At 72.9% G+C, this 15,509-nt stretch carries 14 protein-coding genes; 7 read left to right on the top strand and 7 right to left on the bottom strand.

Features of this window, described 5'->3' with window-relative positions; all coding sequences use genetic code 11:
- Together ACWCV9_RS33235 and ACWCV9_RS33230 are read left to right on the top strand one after the other, a co-directional pair.
- Window positions 1-764, top strand: a 764-nt coding sequence (locus ACWCV9_RS33235; protein ID WP_450792183.1) for a hypothetical protein, incomplete at its 5' end; no start/stop codon positions are given.
- 142 nt (window positions 765-906) lie between these two features.
- Window positions 907-1,554, top strand: a complete 648-nt coding sequence (locus ACWCV9_RS33230; RefSeq protein WP_450792181.1) for a class F sortase — start codon at window positions 907-909, stop codon at window positions 1,552-1,554.
- 27 nt (window positions 1,555-1,581) lie between these two features.
- On the opposite strand, the gene ACWCV9_RS33225 is transcribed toward ACWCV9_RS33230, so the two are convergent.
- The 4 genes from ACWCV9_RS33225 to ACWCV9_RS33210 form a co-directional block, all read right to left on the bottom strand.
- Entirely contained in the window at window positions 1,582-2,748 is a 1,167-nt protein-coding gene (locus ACWCV9_RS33225) for a GDSL-type esterase/lipase family protein (RefSeq protein ID WP_450792179.1), read from the bottom strand.
- 26 nt (window positions 2,749-2,774) lie between these two features.
- Window positions 2,775-3,344 carry a TetR/AcrR family transcriptional regulator gene (locus ACWCV9_RS33220; protein WP_385840964.1) on the bottom strand — a complete coding sequence of 190 codons (570 nt, stop codon included), beginning with the start codon at window positions 3,342-3,344 and terminating at the stop codon, window positions 2,775-2,777.
- Window positions 3,345-3,410: 66 nt separating this feature from the next.
- A complete protein-coding gene (locus tag ACWCV9_RS33215; protein WP_450792178.1) occupies window positions 3,411-4,421 on the bottom strand; it encodes a LacI family DNA-binding transcriptional regulator in 1,011 nt (336 codons plus the stop codon).
- A gap of 2 nt (window positions 4,422-4,423) precedes the next feature.
- The gene (locus tag ACWCV9_RS33210; protein WP_450792176.1) at window positions 4,424-5,725 is read right to left on the bottom strand and encodes a glycoside hydrolase family 27 protein; all 1,302 of its coding nucleotides are present in this window, start codon (window positions 5,723-5,725) and stop codon (window positions 4,424-4,426) included.
- Window positions 5,726-6,035: 310 nt separating this feature from the next.
- Between ACWCV9_RS33210 and ACWCV9_RS33205 the strand changes: the two genes are divergently transcribed.
- Together ACWCV9_RS33205 and ACWCV9_RS33200 are read left to right on the top strand one after the other, a co-directional pair.
- Window positions 6,036-6,986 (top strand): LysR family transcriptional regulator, encoded by a 951-nt coding sequence (locus ACWCV9_RS33205; RefSeq protein ID WP_450792174.1) that lies wholly within the window; start codon window positions 6,036-6,038, stop codon window positions 6,984-6,986.
- 169 nt (window positions 6,987-7,155) lie between these two features.
- A complete protein-coding gene (locus tag ACWCV9_RS33200) occupies window positions 7,156-9,078 on the top strand; it encodes a collagenase (protein ID WP_450792172.1) in 1,923 nt (640 codons plus the stop codon).
- A 73-nt stretch (window positions 9,079-9,151) separates the two neighbouring features.
- Here the strand turns inward: ACWCV9_RS33200 and ACWCV9_RS33195 are convergent, their stop codons facing one another.
- Window positions 9,152-10,597, bottom strand: coding sequence for a glyceraldehyde-3-phosphate dehydrogenase (locus ACWCV9_RS33195; RefSeq protein WP_385840959.1), 1,446 nt, complete (start codon window positions 10,595-10,597; stop codon window positions 9,152-9,154).
- Between the two features lie 185 nt (window positions 10,598-10,782).
- Here ACWCV9_RS33195 and ACWCV9_RS33190 point away from each other — a divergent pair, with 185 nt between their 5' ends.
- Window positions 10,783-11,994 carry a hypothetical protein gene (locus tag ACWCV9_RS33190; RefSeq protein ID WP_450792170.1) on the top strand — a complete coding sequence of 404 codons (1,212 nt, stop codon included), beginning with the start codon at window positions 10,783-10,785 and terminating at the stop codon, window positions 11,992-11,994.
- A gap of 191 nt (window positions 11,995-12,185) precedes the next feature.
- On the opposite strand, the gene ACWCV9_RS33185 is transcribed toward ACWCV9_RS33190, so the two are convergent.
- A complete protein-coding gene (locus tag ACWCV9_RS33185) occupies window positions 12,186-12,500 on the bottom strand; it encodes a hypothetical protein (protein WP_450792169.1) in 315 nt (104 codons plus the stop codon).
- A 299-nt stretch (window positions 12,501-12,799) separates the two neighbouring features.
- Between ACWCV9_RS33185 and ACWCV9_RS33180 the strand changes: the two genes are divergently transcribed.
- Both ACWCV9_RS33180 and ACWCV9_RS33175 read left to right on the top strand, forming a co-directional pair.
- On the top strand, window positions 12,800-13,630 hold the full coding sequence (locus ACWCV9_RS33180) for a PP2C family protein-serine/threonine phosphatase (protein WP_450792167.1): 831 nt from the start codon (window positions 12,800-12,802) through the stop codon (window positions 13,628-13,630).
- 121 nt (window positions 13,631-13,751) lie between these two features.
- Window positions 13,752-14,762 (top strand): MASE1 domain-containing protein, encoded by a 1,011-nt coding sequence (locus tag ACWCV9_RS33175; RefSeq protein WP_450792166.1) that lies wholly within the window; start codon window positions 13,752-13,754, stop codon window positions 14,760-14,762.
- A gap of 15 nt (window positions 14,763-14,777) precedes the next feature.
- On the opposite strand, the gene ACWCV9_RS33170 is transcribed toward ACWCV9_RS33175, so the two are convergent.
- A complete protein-coding gene (locus ACWCV9_RS33170) occupies window positions 14,778-15,128 on the bottom strand; it encodes a hypothetical protein (protein ID WP_450792164.1) in 351 nt (116 codons plus the stop codon).
- Window positions 15,129-15,509: the final 381 nt, after the last annotated feature.

Below are 15,509 nucleotides of genomic sequence, written 5' to 3'. Positions count from 1 at the left end.
GCCGGGACGAGGGCTCGGACCACGGCCGGGGCGACGACGACGAGCGCGGCAACGAGCGTGGCAACGAGCGTGGGCACGACGAGCCGCGTGGCGGGATGCACACGGGTGGCGGAGCACTCGCCACGGTGCGGGGCCACGACCGGGGCTCCGACAGCGACCGTGGCGAGGACTCCGACCACGGCCGGGACGAGGGCTCGGACCACGGCCGGGGCGACGACGACGAGCGCGGCAACGAGCGTGGCAACGAGCGTGGGCACGACGAGCCGCGTGGCGGGGTGCACACGGGTGGTGGCGCGCTGGCGACGGTGCGGGGCCACGACCGGGACTCCGACAGCGACCGTGGCGAGGACTCCGACCACGGCCGGGACGAGGGCTCGGACCACGGCCGGGACAACGACAGTGACCACGGTCGGGGCAACGACGACGACCACGGCAACGAGCGTGGGCACGACGAGCCGCGCGGCGGCGTGCACACGGGTGGCGGCGCGCTCGCCACGGTGCTGCGCGGCGACGACTGGGGCTCCGGCTCCGGCCGCGACGACAGCCGCTTCGACCCCGACAGCTACCGGGACAAGGGCCACGGCAGCGGCCGCGGCCAGGACGACTACGGCTCCGACCACGACCGCCCGCACGGCGGCATGCACACCGGTGGCGGAGCGCTCGCCAACCCCGGTGTCACCGCGGGCGGGATCGGCGTGCTCCTCGTAGGTGCCGCCGGCGCGTACGCGCTGCGCCGCAAGAAGGCCGCCCAGCCGGCGTCGTGACCGGCGGGCCTGCGCCCGGGACCGCGGTCGCCGCCGACGCGTACGGCGTGTCGGCGGCCCGCGCCCCCGGCGCCCGGTGCCACGCCGGATCCCCGCCCTGTCCTGATCCCCGTGCTGCCGTGCCCGAGTGAGGTGGTGTCCGATGGCAGCAGATCCGTCTTCCCCCGAGCGTACGTCCGGCCGCGGAGGCCGGTTGACCCTGTGGGTCGCCGCGGCCGCCGTCCTCGCCTTCAGCGTGCTCGGCGGTCACCACGCCACGAACGGCATCCCCGAGGCCCCCCGGGCGGCGGGCGCCCGCGCCGCCGCGCCGGCCGACCCGCACCGGGTCGGCACGGCACTGCCCCGGGCCACGCCGACCCGCCTGCTCATCCCGAAGATCTCCGTCGACGCCCCCTTCGTCCCGCTGACGCTCGCCGCGAACGGCCAGCTCCAGCCCCCGCCGGCCGGCGACACCAACCTCGTCGGCTGGTACGCCAAGGGCGCCGCGCCTGGCGAGCAGGGCACCGCGGTGATCGCCGGGCACGTCGACACCGCGGTCTCCGCCGCCGTCTTCGCCAACCTCGACGAACTGAAACGCGGGGACACCTTCTCCGTGCAGCGGGACGACGGACGGCAGGCCGACTTCGTCGTGGACGACGCCGAGACCTTCGCGAAGAACGACTTCCCCAGCAAACGCGTGTACGCCGACACATCCCGCGCCGAGGTCCGGCTCATCACCTGCGCCGGCGACTACGACCACACGGTCCGGGACTACACCGACAACCTGGTCGTCTTCGCCCACCTCATCTGACGGGAGGTCCTGGACGAGAGATCGGGGTCAGGCGGCCCGCCGGGCCAGCGGACCGTCCGCCGCGAACGCCAGCGCCGCGAACCGCTCGCCGATCCGGCGGTGCGCGGCGGTGTCCGGATGGAGGCCGTCGGGCAGCGGCAGCTCGGCGAAGTCGGCCTCGCCGTACAGCTCCCGGCCGTCCAGGTGGTGCAGGTGCGGGTCCTCGGCGGCCCGTGCGCGCACGATCCGGGCCAGCTCCTCCCGTACGACGCGCAGGGTGAGCTTTCCGCTCGCCGTCTCCGCCGGGTCACCGGCGGCCCGGAAGCTCAGCCGGCCCTCGCCCAGGGCGGCCAGGTCCGGGACGCTGGGGCCCGGAGTGTCCTCGTGGATCGGGCACAGGATCGGCGAGACCACCAGCAGCGGCGTGTCGGGATGGCCCTCGCGGACGGTGTCGAGGAAGCCGTGCACGGCGGGACCGAAGGCGCGCCGCCGCATCAGGTCCCTGTTGACGAGGTTGATGCCGATCTTGACGCTGATCAGGTCGGCCGGGGTGTCGCGCAGCGCGCGGGCGGTGAACGGGTCGAGCAGCGCGCTGCCGCCCAGCCCCAGATTGATCAGCTCCACCCCGCCGAGCGACGCGGCGAGCGCCGGCCAGGTGGTGGTGGGGCTCGCGGCGTCGGAGCCGTGACTGATCGAGCTGCCGTGGTGCAGCCACACCGGGCGGCCCCGGTCGGGCACCGGCTCCACCGGCGCGTCGGTGCGCAGCGCGACCAGTTCCGTCGTCTCGTTGTGCGGCAGCCAGATCTCCACGTCCTTGTCGGCGTCCGGCAGCCCGGTGAAGCGGACGGTGCCGACCGGACCCGGCCGGTGCTCGGCCGTACCGGTGCGCAGGTCGATCGTGAGGGTGTTGCCGCCGCAGGCCGTGGCGCGGCCGGCCGGGCGGCCGTCGAGCAGCAGCTCGTAGACGCCGTCCGGGCGCGGCGGCGCCCCGGTGTACACCCGCTTGGTGGGCAGGGTGTCCAACTCCACGGCGGTGGCGCGGGAGCGGAAGAGGACGCGTACGCCGGAGGGCTGGGACTCCGCCATGGCCAGCTGCGGGTCGGCGCACTGGGCGCGGGCCCGGGCCGGCAGCCGGTGCGGCAGCAGCCCGTGGGCGGTGTGCTCCAGGTCGAGGGCGCCACGGACGAGCGCGGCGGTGAGGGGGATGGTCTGCATGGTCGGCCTGCTCTTCGAAACGGGGGTCAGCGGGTGGGCCAGGTGCGCAGCAGGGAGTCGAGGGCGTCCACGATGCGCTCCCAGGACTCCTGGGAGTCGGGGGCGCTGTGGCTGAATCCGCCGGCGGTCTCCAGGTCGACGTAGCCGTGGAAGACGCTGCCGAGGAGCCGGACCGCATGGGTCTGGTCGGGTTCGGACAGCTCGTAGCCGCGCAGCACGGCCCGGGTGAGCTGGGCGATCCGGACACCCCCGCTCGCGGCGGCGGCCTCGGCGTCCAGCGGGTGGCGGGCGGCCGCGGAACGGCCGGGGTGGGCGCGGGCGTAGTCGCGGAAGACATCGGCGAAGGCGCGCAGGGCGTCCTTGCCGGCCCGGCCGGCGAGCGCTTCGGCGGAGAGGTCGGCCAGCTCGTCCAGGGCGAGCAGCGCGATCCGGGTCTTCAGGTCCTGGGAGCTCTTCAGATGCGAGTACAGGCTCGCGGTCCTGACGTCGAACCGCCGGGCCAGCGCCGAGACCGTGACCTGGTCGAAGCCGACCTCGTCGGCCAGCTCCGCGCCCGCACGGACCAGCCGTTCCGTGGTCAGACCCGCGCGCACCATCATCCCGCTCCCTCTGCCGACAGTGATTGCCTAATTTCCTAAACACTATAGGCAGATGCAAGAAGATTATAGGTCGGCTGTGGACTCGCGGGCGACCAGGGAGAAGCGGCTGACGAACTCCTCCTGGTCCGCCACCGGGCCCGCGCCGCCCATCCGCGCGACCAGCAGTTCGACCGCGCGCCCGGCCATCAGCTCATGGTCCGGGTCCACCGTGGACAGGGAGGGGACCAGGAACGCGCTCTCGTCGACGTTGTCGAAGCCGATCACCTTCACCTGCTGCGGCACCCGCACCCCGGCGTCGGCCAGGCCGCGCAGCACGCCGATCGCGACGGAGTCCGTCACACAGAACACCCCGTCGAAGTCCAGCCCCTCCGCCACCATGGCCCGCGCCTGCCGCGCGGCCGCCGCCATGGTCAGCGCCGGAACCGTGCGCACCAGCTCCGCGGCGTCGGGCAGCCCGGCGGCGCGCAGGGCCTGCCGGTAACCGGTGTGCCGCAGGCTCGACACATCGACCTCCGTGCCCAGTTCCCCGCAGACGACGGCCACCCGCCGGCAGCCCCGCTCGAGCAGATGCCGGGTGGCGGCGGCGGACGCCTCGGCATTGGGCATCGCGACATGGTCCACCGGACCGCCGAAGATCCGCTCGCCGAGGATCACCACCGGGTGGTCCACCCGGAGCGCCGCCACATCGGCCTGGCCCATGCCGACCGTGCTCAGGATCAGGCCGTCGTAGAGCCGGTTGCGGGACAGGGTCAGCGCCGCCAGCTCGTTCTCGCGGCGGGCTCCGGTCTGCTCGATGCTCACCCGCAGACCGTGCCGGCCGGCCGCGGCGATGAGGGCGGCGGCCAGCCGGCCGTAGTACGGCAGGTTCACCTCGGGCACGGCGAGACCGATGGTCCCGGTGCGGCCCGTGCGCAGGTTGCGGGCCGCCACGTTGACCCGGTAGTCGAGCCGGGCCATCGCCTCCAGGACGCGCTGCCGGGTGGCCGGGCGGACATGGGGACGGTCGTTGATGACGTTGGAGACGGTCATCGCGGACACCCCGGCCGCCTTCGCCACGTCCTGGATGGTCGCCACGCTCACTCCCGCCCGTCGTCCTCCGCGAGACGATAGAGGGCGGCGCCGTGGGCGGGCAGGTCGACGGTCAGGTGACGGCCGTCGTGCCCGACGTCGGTACGGCTCCACAGCTCCCGCACCCGGTCGCCGGGCCGGGCGCCGACCGAGCCGAGCGGCACCTCGTACCGGCGGGGTCCGTCGGCCAGCGAGAACACCGCCGCGTACCGGGTACGGCCGTCGGTGTCCCCGGCGGTCCACAGCACCAGATCGCGCTCGCGCAGCACCTCACGGTTGCCGGTGCTGTGCCACAGCACGGCCAGCGCCTCGGCGTTGGTGAGCAGTGCGATGGTCTCGGGCGGGCTGGTGGGCAGGTCGCCGCCCATCATCAGCGGCGACCGGGAGATCAGCCACAGCGTGAGCAGGCTGATCTGCTCGGGCCGGGTCAGGCGGCTCAGCCGGTCGTCGCCGACTTCGGCACGGATGCCGATCCGGCCGAGGGGCAGCATGTCGGCGTCCGCCCAGCCGCCTGGGCCCTGCCAGGGGGCCCAACGGGCCATCCGGGCGAACTGGGCCTCGATGTCCTCCCACCGGTCCCACAGGTCGTCGCAGACCCGCCACATGGTGGCGTGCTCGCGCAGGTGGTCCAGGTGGGCCAGGGAGACGTCGGTGCCGGGGGACAGGCTCAGCTCGATCGGGCGTCCGCTGCGCTCGATCGCGCGGGCGTAGGCGGTGATCTCCCGTTCGTGGTACGGGAAGAGCATGTCGTCGGCCTTGATGAAGTCGACGCCCCACTGCGCGAACTGGGCCACCTGGGCGTCGTAGTAGGCCTGGGCGCCCGGATGGCCGTGGTTCAGGCCGTAGTTGTCGGTGTTCCAGGGGCAGACCGAGCCGGTGTCGGCGATCTGGTCGGCGGTGAACTCCGTACCGGCGACGGGCAGCCGGGCGGCGACGGCCCGGCGCGGGATGCCCCGCATGATGTGCAGGCCGAAGCGGAGTCCGAGGTCGTGCACCCGGCGGGCCAGCGGCGCGAAGCCCGCTCCGTCCGCGGCGGAGGGGAAGCGGTTCGGTGCGGGCAGCTGGCGGCCGTATCCGTCGAGGACCAGCGGGGCGTCCGGGTTGTAGCCGTGGGCGCGGGCGGTGGGCTCGTACCACTGGATGTCGACCACCACGGTGTCCCAGCCGTGCGGCAGCAGGTGCTCGGCGAGGAACGCGGCGTTGTCGAGCACCTCGGCCTCGGTGACGGTGGGGCCGTAGCAGTCCCAGCTGTTCCAGCCCATCGGGGGGCGGGAACGCCGGTCGGGCAGGGGACGGTGCGGGGGTGTCATCGGGGGCTTCCTTACTGTGCCGGGCCAGAGGGGTCTGGACGGTGACGAAGGAGTGCGATGGCAGGGTGAGGCGCACCTCGGCGGGCTCTCCGAGATCCTTTGTATCGATAAAAAACTCGCATCGGAGCGCGGGGGCGTCAAGGGGTGGGGCACGCCAAGACGGCGGAGGGACGACTTGTGTGCCCACGGGGCGTGGTGCGACGCTTCGTGCGCCGGCCATGACCCCGGTCGGCAACGGCTGTGAGCAGGGGTTTCCTCAGTGCCGCAGGCCCTGTGCGAAACCCCCCGGGACAAGACGGGGAGTGGCCCGATGGAGTTGGAGCTGCGGCATCTGCGGGTGCTCTGCGCGATCGCCGACGCGGGCAGTGTGGGCCGCGCCGCCGCGCACCTGGGGTACTCGCAGCCCGCGGTGAGCACCCAGCTCCGCCGCATCGAACGCCACCTGGGCGAGCCGCTGTTCGAACGCGGCACCAGTGGGGTACGGCCGACCGGATACGGCGCCGAGGTCGTCGCCCAGGCCCGGGACGTGCTGGCCCGCGCCGACGCCATCGGCCACCGCCCGGCCGCCCGGCCCCGCCGTACCCTGCGCGTCGCCTCGACCAACTCGCCCATGCTCTCCGGCACGGTCTCCGGGATCCGGGCCCGGCTGCCGGAGCTGTCCCTCGCCGTCAACAGCGTCTACGCGTCCTCGCGGATCGTGGAGCTGCTGGAGGAGGGCGCGGTGGACGCCGCCATCGCCGCCGACTACCCGGGCATGGAGCTGCGGCACTCCGGCGCGGTGCGGCACCGCGGGATCGTCACCGAGCCGACGTTCGTGGCCCTCCCCGCCCGGCACCGGCTCCGCCAGTGCGCCCAGGTGCAGCTCGCCGACCTCGCCGAGGACGCCTGGTTCGTGACGCCGGACGACGGCGCGGGCTGGCCCGGGGTGTTCTACGACGCCTGCGCGGCGGCCGGATTCACCCCGGTCGCCGTCCACGAGTTCCTCGGCGACCAGAACCAGCTGCAAAGCATGATCGCCGACGGTCTCGGGGTCTCCCTGGTGCAGCCGACCTTCCGCCCGGTCCCGCAGGTCGTCGTCAAGCCGCTGGCCGGCTCCCCGCTGTGGTGCCGCTATGTGCTCGCCTGGCGGCCCGATGCGGTCGACGACGAGGTGGTGGACACGGTGCTGCAATCCGCCACCGCCGCCTACCGCGACCTCGTCGCCCAGGCGCCCCACCTGCGCACCTGGGCCTCGCGGACATGGAGCGTCGCCGGGGCGTGAGCGGCCCCGGCACATCCCCGCCGGCAGATCACGGAGACGCCGCGATGTTATGAGCGGCCGGTGTCATGTGCTATGTCACACGGCATTGTTGGCGCGGGTGACCCGCTGAGACAGTGCCTCACACGCCTCAACACCCCACAGAGGCGCATCTTTTCGTGGAGGACTCCCGATGCGCTATCGCTTCGCGCTGCCCGGACGCCTGGCCGGCGCCGCGGCCGTCTGCGCGACCGTGGCCGGTCTGCTGACCACCCCGGCGCTGGCGGCCCCCGGACCGCACACCGGCCCGGCCCCCGGGTCGCACACCCGCCCGGCCGTCCCCTCGCCGACCGGCGCCGCCACCGCGGCCGACGAGCGCCCCGCCACCCAGCCCCGGCGGCTGAGCCCGGCCCAGCTCCCGCCCCGGCAGCCGCCGGCGGGCCGGACGGCGCACCGCTCGCCCCGGGCCGCCTCCTGCGCCCCGGCGGACTTCGGCGGCCGTACCGGTTCCGCCCTGGTCTCCTTCGTGCAGGCGTCGACCACGGACTGCGTCAACACCCTCTTCTCGGTCACCGGCAAGGACGCGCACGACGTCTTCCGCGAGGCGCAGATGGCGACCGTCGCCAAGGCGTTCACCCGCACCGCCGGACGGTACGGCGGCGACAACTCCGGCAGCCTGGAGCAGCTGGTCCTCTTCCTGCGCGCCGGCTACTACGTCCAGTTCAATCACTCCGCGGACGTCGGGCCGTACAGCGCGCGTCTGACCACCGCCGTCACGGCCGGCCTGGACGCCTTCTTCGCCCGCCCGCACTCGGCGGACGTCAGCGCGGTCAACGGCGACATCCTCGGCGAGACCGTCATCCTCACCGACAGCGCCGACCAGCAGGGCCGCTACCTGGACGTCTACCGGCGGCTGCTGGAGGACTACGACAGCTCCTACGACGCGATCCCCAGCATGGTCCGGGCCGTCAACGACGTCTACACGCCGCTGTGGCGCGGCAACTGGAACCCGGAGTACGTCCGGGCGGTCGAGGCCGACCCGGGCATCGTCGACACCCTGTACGACTTCGCCCTCGCCAACACCGACCAGCTGGGCACCGACCTGGCCTTCCTGGACGCCAACGCCGGGATGAACCTGGCCCGTTACGTCGAGCACCCCGAACTCCACGACGACGTCGCGCCGTTGACCCGGGACCTGCTGCATGCGACCGCGATGACCGGCCCGACGGCCGCGCTGTGGGTGGCCGTGGCCACCCAGGCGAACTCCTACGACGCCGCGAACTGCGCGTACTACGACGTCTGCGACCTGCCGGCCAGGCTGACCGCGGCCGTGCTGCCGGTCACCCACCGCTGCGACGCGAACGTCACCCTGCGCGCCCAGTCCCTGACCGCCGCCGAGCTGGACGCGGCCTGCTCCAGCGTGGTGAACCAGAGCGCCTACTTCCGCAACCTGGTGAAGGCCGGCGGCCCGATACCCGGCCAGTACGTGTCCACGATCGAGCTGGTCGTCTTCGCCAGCCGCGCCGACTACCAGACCTACGCGGGCCCGATCTACGGCATCGGCACCGACAACGGCGGCATGACCCTGGACGGCAACCCCTCGGATCCGGCCAACCACGTCACGTCGATCATGTACCAGAAGAACTACGACGACGGCTTCACGGCCCGGATCTGGAACCTCAACCACGAGTACACGCACTTCCTGGACGCCCGCGACGACATGAAGGGCGACTTCGACCAGCAGGTCTCGGTGCCGGACGTGTGGTGGATCGAGGGTGTGGCCGAGTACGTCTCCTACAGCTACCGCAACCTGCCCGACGAGCAGGCGGCCCAGGAGGCGGCCAAGCACACCTACACGCTGAGCACGCTGTTCGAGAACACCTACGCCAACAGCGACGTGACCCGCACCTACCCGTGGGGCTACCTGGCCGTGCGTTACATGGCCGAGCGGCACCCCGACGACATCCAGCGCATGCTGGCCCGGTTCCGCGCCGGTGACTACGCCGGCGGCTACGCCGTCTACCACGACGGCATCGGCACCCGCTACGACGCCGACTTCGACCAGTGGCTCACGGCGTGTGCCGCGGGCGCCTGCGCCCGGCCCGCCAGGGCCTGAGCGCACGCGCCACAGCACGGCGGCCGCCGACCGGGACCCCGGTCGGCGGCCGCAGCGTGCATCGGGCCCGGCGTCAGACGGCCGTCGCCGGGTACGTCGGGTACTCCACGCCCGAGACGTGCTGGACGACCCGGACCACCTGGCAGGAGTAGCCGAACTCGTTGTCGTACCAGAGGTAGAGGATCGCGTTGTCGCCGTCGACCTTGAGGGCGCCGGCGTCCACGATCGAGGCGTGACGCGAGCCGATGAAGTCGCTGGAGACCGCGTCGGGCGCCGTGGTGAAGTCGATCTGGCGCTTGAGCGGCGAGGTCAGCGACACCTCGCGCAGGTAGTCGTGCACCTCTTCCTGGGTGGCCTCGCGGGCCAGCTGGAGGTTGAGGATCGCGATCGAGACGTCCGGCACCGGCACCCGGATCGAGCTGCCGCTGATCTTCGCCTTGAGGTCGGGCAGCGCCTTGGCGACGGCGGAGGCGGCACCGGTCTCGGTGATCACCATGTTGAGCGGCGCGGAGCGGCCCCGGCGCTCGGACTTGTGGTAGTTGTCCAGCAGGTTCTGGTCGTTGGTGAACGAGTGGACCGTCTCCACGTGGCCGCGCAGCACGCCGTACTCGTCGTCCATGGCCTTCAGCGGCGGCACGATCGCGTTGGTGGTGCAGGAGGCGCAGGACAGGATCTGCTCGTCCGGCTTGATGGTGTCGTGGTTGACGCCGTGCACGATGTTCGGGACGTCGCCCTTGCCGGGCGCGGTCAGCACGACCTTCTCGATACCGGGGCGCAGGTGCTTGGACAGACCCTCGCGGTCGCGCCACTTGCCGGTGTTGTCGATGAGGATGGCGTCCCGGATGCCGTACTCGGTGTAGTCCACGGCGCTGGGGTCGTCGGCGTAGATCACCTTGATGGCGTTGCCGTTGGCGACGATGGTGCTCTCGGCCTCGTCCACGGTGATGGTGCCCTGGAACTGGCCGTGGATGGAGTCGCGGCGCAGCAGCGAGGCGCGCTTGACGATGTCCTGGGCGCCGCCGCCGCGGACCACGATGGCGCGCAGGCGCAGCCCGTTGCCGGAGCCGGCCTTCTCGATGAGGAGGCGGGCGACGAGCCGGCCGATGCGGCCGAAGCCGTACAGCACGACATCGCGCGGCTCGCGGCGCTCGATCTTGTTGGCGCCGGTCGCGCCGGCGACGGCCTCGGCGGTGAACTCCTCGATGCTCAGGCCGCGGTCGTCGGCCTGGTACTGCGTGGCGAGCATGCCGAGGTCGATCTGGGAGGGCCCGAGGTCGAGGGTGGTGAGGGCCTTCAGGAACGGCATGGTCTCGGTGACGGACAGCTCCGCGCCGGCGATCTGCCGGGCGAAGCGGTGCGTCTTCAGGATGCTGACCACCGACTTGTTCACCAGGGAGCGGCTGTGCAGCAGGACGGTCACGTCCTGCTCGCGGTGCAGCTTCCCGATGAGCGGGATCATCGACTCCGCGATCTCCTCGCGGATCTTCCAGTTGGTGAACGAGTCGTCGTTGACAGTCACAGATCCATCTTTCGAGCTAGGCAGCGCTCAGATGATAACAACACCTCGGAGGGCCCCCGCGGGGGGTGTCCGGGAGCCGGGAGCGGGCCGGGAAGTTTGCCCCGATTCCTGAATCGGGGTGGAAGTGTGTAAGAAACCCGGGTCGCGGTTTGCTCGTCTTACCCGGCGTGTTCAAGGTCAAGAGTGTGACCACCTCATCCGTACCCCGGCCCGAGCCGACCGCCCCGTCCGGTCCCCTCCGCCGTCCACCGGCCCTGCCCCGGATCGCCCGGCGCGGGATCCCCGAGGGGGCACTCCCGGCCCTCGCCCTGTTCGCGGCCGTCCGGCTCGCCGGGGTGCTCACGGTGATCCTCACCAACGCGGCGCGCGGCCACCCGCTGGTCAAGAACCTCGCCCACTCCTGGGACTCCCGCTGGTATCTGCACATCGCCGGCCAGGGCTACGGCCATCTCATCTGGATCACGCCCGAAGGTGCCGTCCAGGTCGACTGGGCGTTCTTCCCGCTGTATCCCGCCCTCATCAAGGCGCTGATCACCGTCCTGCCGCTCACTCCGGGCCAGGCCGCGATGGTCATCGCCTGGATCGCCGCGGGCGTGGCGGCGTACGGCGTCTACGTCATCGGCCACCACCTGTACGGGCGGGGTGTCGCCACCGTGCTGGTCGGGCTGTGGGCCGTCATGCCGCACGCCGTCGAACTGACCATCGCCTACACCGAGTCGCTGTTCGCCGCGCTCGCCGTCTGGTCCCTGTACTGCGTGCTCACCCGCCGCTGGGTGTGGGCCGGTGCGCTGGCCGCGGCCGCGGGCCTCTCCCGGCCCAGCGGGTTCGCGCTGGCCGGCGCCGTCATCCTGGCCGCCGCCGTCGAGGTGGTGCGGCAGCGCGGCCGGGTCCCGGCACGGCTGTGGGCCGGTGCGCTGCTGGCCCCCCTGGGCTGGTTCGGCTATGTGCTGTGGGTCGGCAGCCAGACCGGCGACGTGTTCGGCGGCTACTTCACGGTGCAGAGCGCCTGGGACTCGCGCTTCGACTTCGGTGTCGGCGCCCTGCGCTTCGTCAGAGCCCTGCTGCTGCACGGCGGCGGCGTCGTCTACCCGGCCGCCCTGATGATCGTCGCCGTGAGCCTGCTGCTGTTCGCGCTGCTGTGCCTGGACCGGGCCCCGCTGGTCCTGGTGATCTTCACCGGGATCCTGATCCTGCTCGTGCTCGGCGGATCCGGCTCCTTCTCCTCCAAGCCGCGGTTCCTGCTGCCGGCCTTCCCGCTGCTCATCCCGATGGCCCGCGCGCTCACCCGGACCTGGCGGGTGCGGCCCGCCCAGGCGGTGGTCGTGTACGGCGCCCTCACCGTCGTGTCCCTGCTGTTCGGCGCCTATGTGATGGCGGTGGCCCACTCGCCGCTGTGAGCCGCGCCGGCCCCCGTCCGGTCGTACCGACGGGGGCCGGCGCCCTCCAGCCGCCGAAACGAGGAAAGCCACCGGACGGCCGGTGGCTGGTGCCTGGATTTCCCAGGGCCGGAGGGCACGACACGGGCGGCACGCCGACGCGGGAGCGTCCACGTGCCGCCCGGTTTCCCGGCGGAGCCGGGCCGCGCCGGTCAGCGAGGGTTGAACACCACGCTGGCGAAGTGCCTGCTGTCGGGCGCCGCATGGCCGGGGGCGAGCCGCAGCGCCGCGCCCTGGCACTTCTTCTTCGTGTAGACGACGAGCGGCTTCTTCGTGGAGTTGCGCGGGCCACGCGCCTCCTGGCCCATGTCGAAGCACTTGTTGTCCGGCGGGCTGTCGATGGCGTACGCCTTGCCCTGGGGGCCGATCCACACGAACGTGCCGTCCGCGGCGAGCGCGGAACCCATGGTGGTCACGGAGAGGACGAGCCCGCCGAGGACGGCGACGAGCGGACGACACAGACGCATGGAGATGTCCTTCGTGGTCCTTCGCGCGTGATCCCGCGCGAAAGCGAATGAGTGGGGGAAGCGGTCCGGGGCCGGACCGGGGAGCCGGCCGGGACCGCCACCGCCATCTCACACCCACGGCCCCGCGCATCCCCGGGGCCGACACGGATACGTCCACCGTTCGGGTGAGGACCCACGGCGGGCCGCGCCCGGCCGAGATCGTCCCCTATGGGCGTGATCATCATATATAGGTAAAATCGAGGCGTTTGCCGAATGTTCAGGCGGGTGCTTCCCGGGCCCCGCCCTGTCGGAAGTGACCGATGCCCCGCAAGCGCTCCACGGACGACGGCGACGAGCTGCTGGCCAGACTCGGCTCGCTGACCGCCCAGGCACGTCAGCGCGCGGAGCTTCAGCGCACCCAGGTCGAGCTGGCCATCGCCCTCCAGCGCGGCATGCTGCCCCGGGACCTCCCCACCGCCCCCGGGCTGCACCTCGCCGTCCGGTACGCGCCGGCCAACCTCGGCCTCAACGTGGGCGGCGACTGGTACGACGCGTTCACCCTGCCCGACGGCAGGATCGGGCTGTCCATCGGCGACGTCCAGGGGCACAACATCGAGGCCGCCGCCTTCATGGGCCAGGTCCGGGCCGGGCTGCGCGCACTCGCCACCGTCACCGGTGAACCCGGCGAGCTGCTGGCCCGCACCAACGAGCTGCTGCTCGCGCTCGGCAGCGACCTCTTCGCCACCTGCACCTTCATGCGGCTCGACCCGGAAACCGGCGTGCTGGAGAGCGCCCGCGCCGGTCACATCCCCTTCGTGTGGGCCACGGCCGACGGAAAGTCCGGCGTCGTCGACGACGAGGGCGGACCGCCGCTCGGCATCGAGCGGGGCTTCGAGTACCCGGTCACCCGGCACCGGCTCACCACCGGCGGAGTGTTCGTGCTGGTCACGGACGGAGTGGTGGAGGGACCCTCGCTGGCGATCGAGGCCGGCCTGGACCAGGTGGTGCGCCTCGCGGGCATCGCCGCCGTCGCCGGTCTGGCGGCCCCGGCACTGGCCGCCGCCGTGATCAAGGGCGCCGAGAGCGTCGGACACGAGGACGACGCCGCCGTCCTCGTCGTGGGCCTCGACGGGCCCGGCACGCATCCCTGAACGGGCCGAGGCCGCCCGCCCCGGATCCGCCGCCCGGGCCGGGCGCCGGGTCCACCCATAGGGCCGGACCACCGCGTCTCTCGCCTCGCCGACCCGCGCCCGGCGGTGTGAGATTGCTGCTGTGGTGGGTATCGAGGAACTGCGCCGGCCGGGCGCCTATGCCGTCCAGGTGCTGGCCGTCGCGGCCTGCTACTACGTGGCCGGCCGGCTCGGACTGCTGCGCGAGCTGTCCGTCGAGGGCGCCGTCGTCACCCCCATCTATCCGCCGACCGGCGTAGCCGTCGCCGCCCTGCTCATCCTCGGGCTGAGCTGCTGGCCCGGCATCACGCTCGGCGCCTTCTTCGTCGTGCTCTCCCTCACCACCCCGCACCTCGATGTGATCGGCGTCCTCTTCGGCAGCACCGCCGCACCGCTGTGCGCCGCGCTGCTGCTGCGCCGGGCCCGTTTCCACCCCGACCTCGGCCGGTTGCGCGACGGCGTCGCCCTGGTGTTCCTGGGCGCGCTGGGCGCGATGCTGATCAGCGCGACGGTCGGCGTCGGGCTCCTGGTGCTCACGGACAAGCTGGCCGCCCAGAGCTTCTGGCCCGTCTGGCTCGCCTGGTGGGTCGGCGACGCGATGGGTGTACTGATCGTGACGCCGTTGCTGCTCCTGCTGTACGGCGCGCGTCGGCTGCCGCCGCTGGGCCGCTGGAAGGAGGCGACCGCACTCACGCTGGTCACCTGCGCTCTCGTCCCGCTGGCCGCCTTCAGCCCGATCAGCCTGCTGTTCCTCGTCTACCCGTTGCTCATCTGGGCCGCCCTGCGCTTCCAGCTGGTGGGCAGCGCACTGTGCGCCCTGCTGACGTCCGTGCTGGCGACGGTCGCCGCCACGGACGGCGTCGGCGCCTTCGCCGGGCTCGACCGGATCGAGACCATGGCGAAGCTCCAGGCGTTCAACGGCTCCATGGCCCTCACCGCGCTGCTGCTGTCCGCCCTGATCACCGAGCAGCGCAACACCCGCAACTCGGTGGAGAAGGCTTGCCAGGAACTGGTCGAGGTGCTGGAACACCTCACCGCCGGCGAGCCCCCGCCCCCACGCCCGCAGCCCGGCACCGACGAGCCCTTCGACCGCCCCTGGCCCGGCGGCCCCTAGCGTCCCCCGCCCGGGTCACCGCCGCGAGCGGTTCACCGGCCCCTCGTCGTCACCGCCCGGCTCCGCCGAGCCCGTGCCTTCGGGAGCGTCACCGGACCGCCGTACCGGCGGATGCGCGGACCCGGTCGCGCCGGGCCGACCGCCGCCGGTCGTGCCGTAGCCGCCCGGGATACCCGGCGGCATGTCCGCGGCGGCCTGCGCCTCGCTGACCCGGCGCCGGGCCCGCACCCCCGGCCGACGCTCCGGGTACGGGTACTCGAACGGCTCGGCGGAGGCCCGTGCGCTGTCCGTCTCACGCTGCCGGCGCGCGGCACGCTCGGCAGCGCTCGCGTCGTCGCCCTGTCGGTTGCGGTGCTTGTCGTCCATGCCGCGCCGGGTACCCGGGAGCGCCCGCCGCCAACGCCTCACGGCGTGTCGAACGGCCGCCCGGGGGCACTGGGAGACGATGGAAAGGCCCGGCCACGGGCACGGGCCGGACCGGAGAGACAGGGGCGGCATGGACCAGCGGCGGATGGCCTCGCCTGGTGGCGGGCCTGTGCATCGGGCCGCGCGTGGAGACGGCGGGCGGGGGACCGGCCACGGCAAGGACTGGCAAGCGCCCCCGGCGCCGTGCCTCTACCCCCGGGGTCCGCTGGCGGTGACGGCGTGGTAGATGAGTCCGGCCCGGGCGGCGGCCCTTGGCCTGTGGGCTCCGCCCACGGGAAGGGGCTGGCAGGCGCCCCCGGTGCCGCGCCTCTGCACCCGGGC

The organism is Streptomyces sp. NPDC001606 (genome assembly GCF_053596835.1).
Note: the sequence above shows the minus strand (reverse complement) of the source record. Positions and strands in the feature narration are given on the sequence as shown.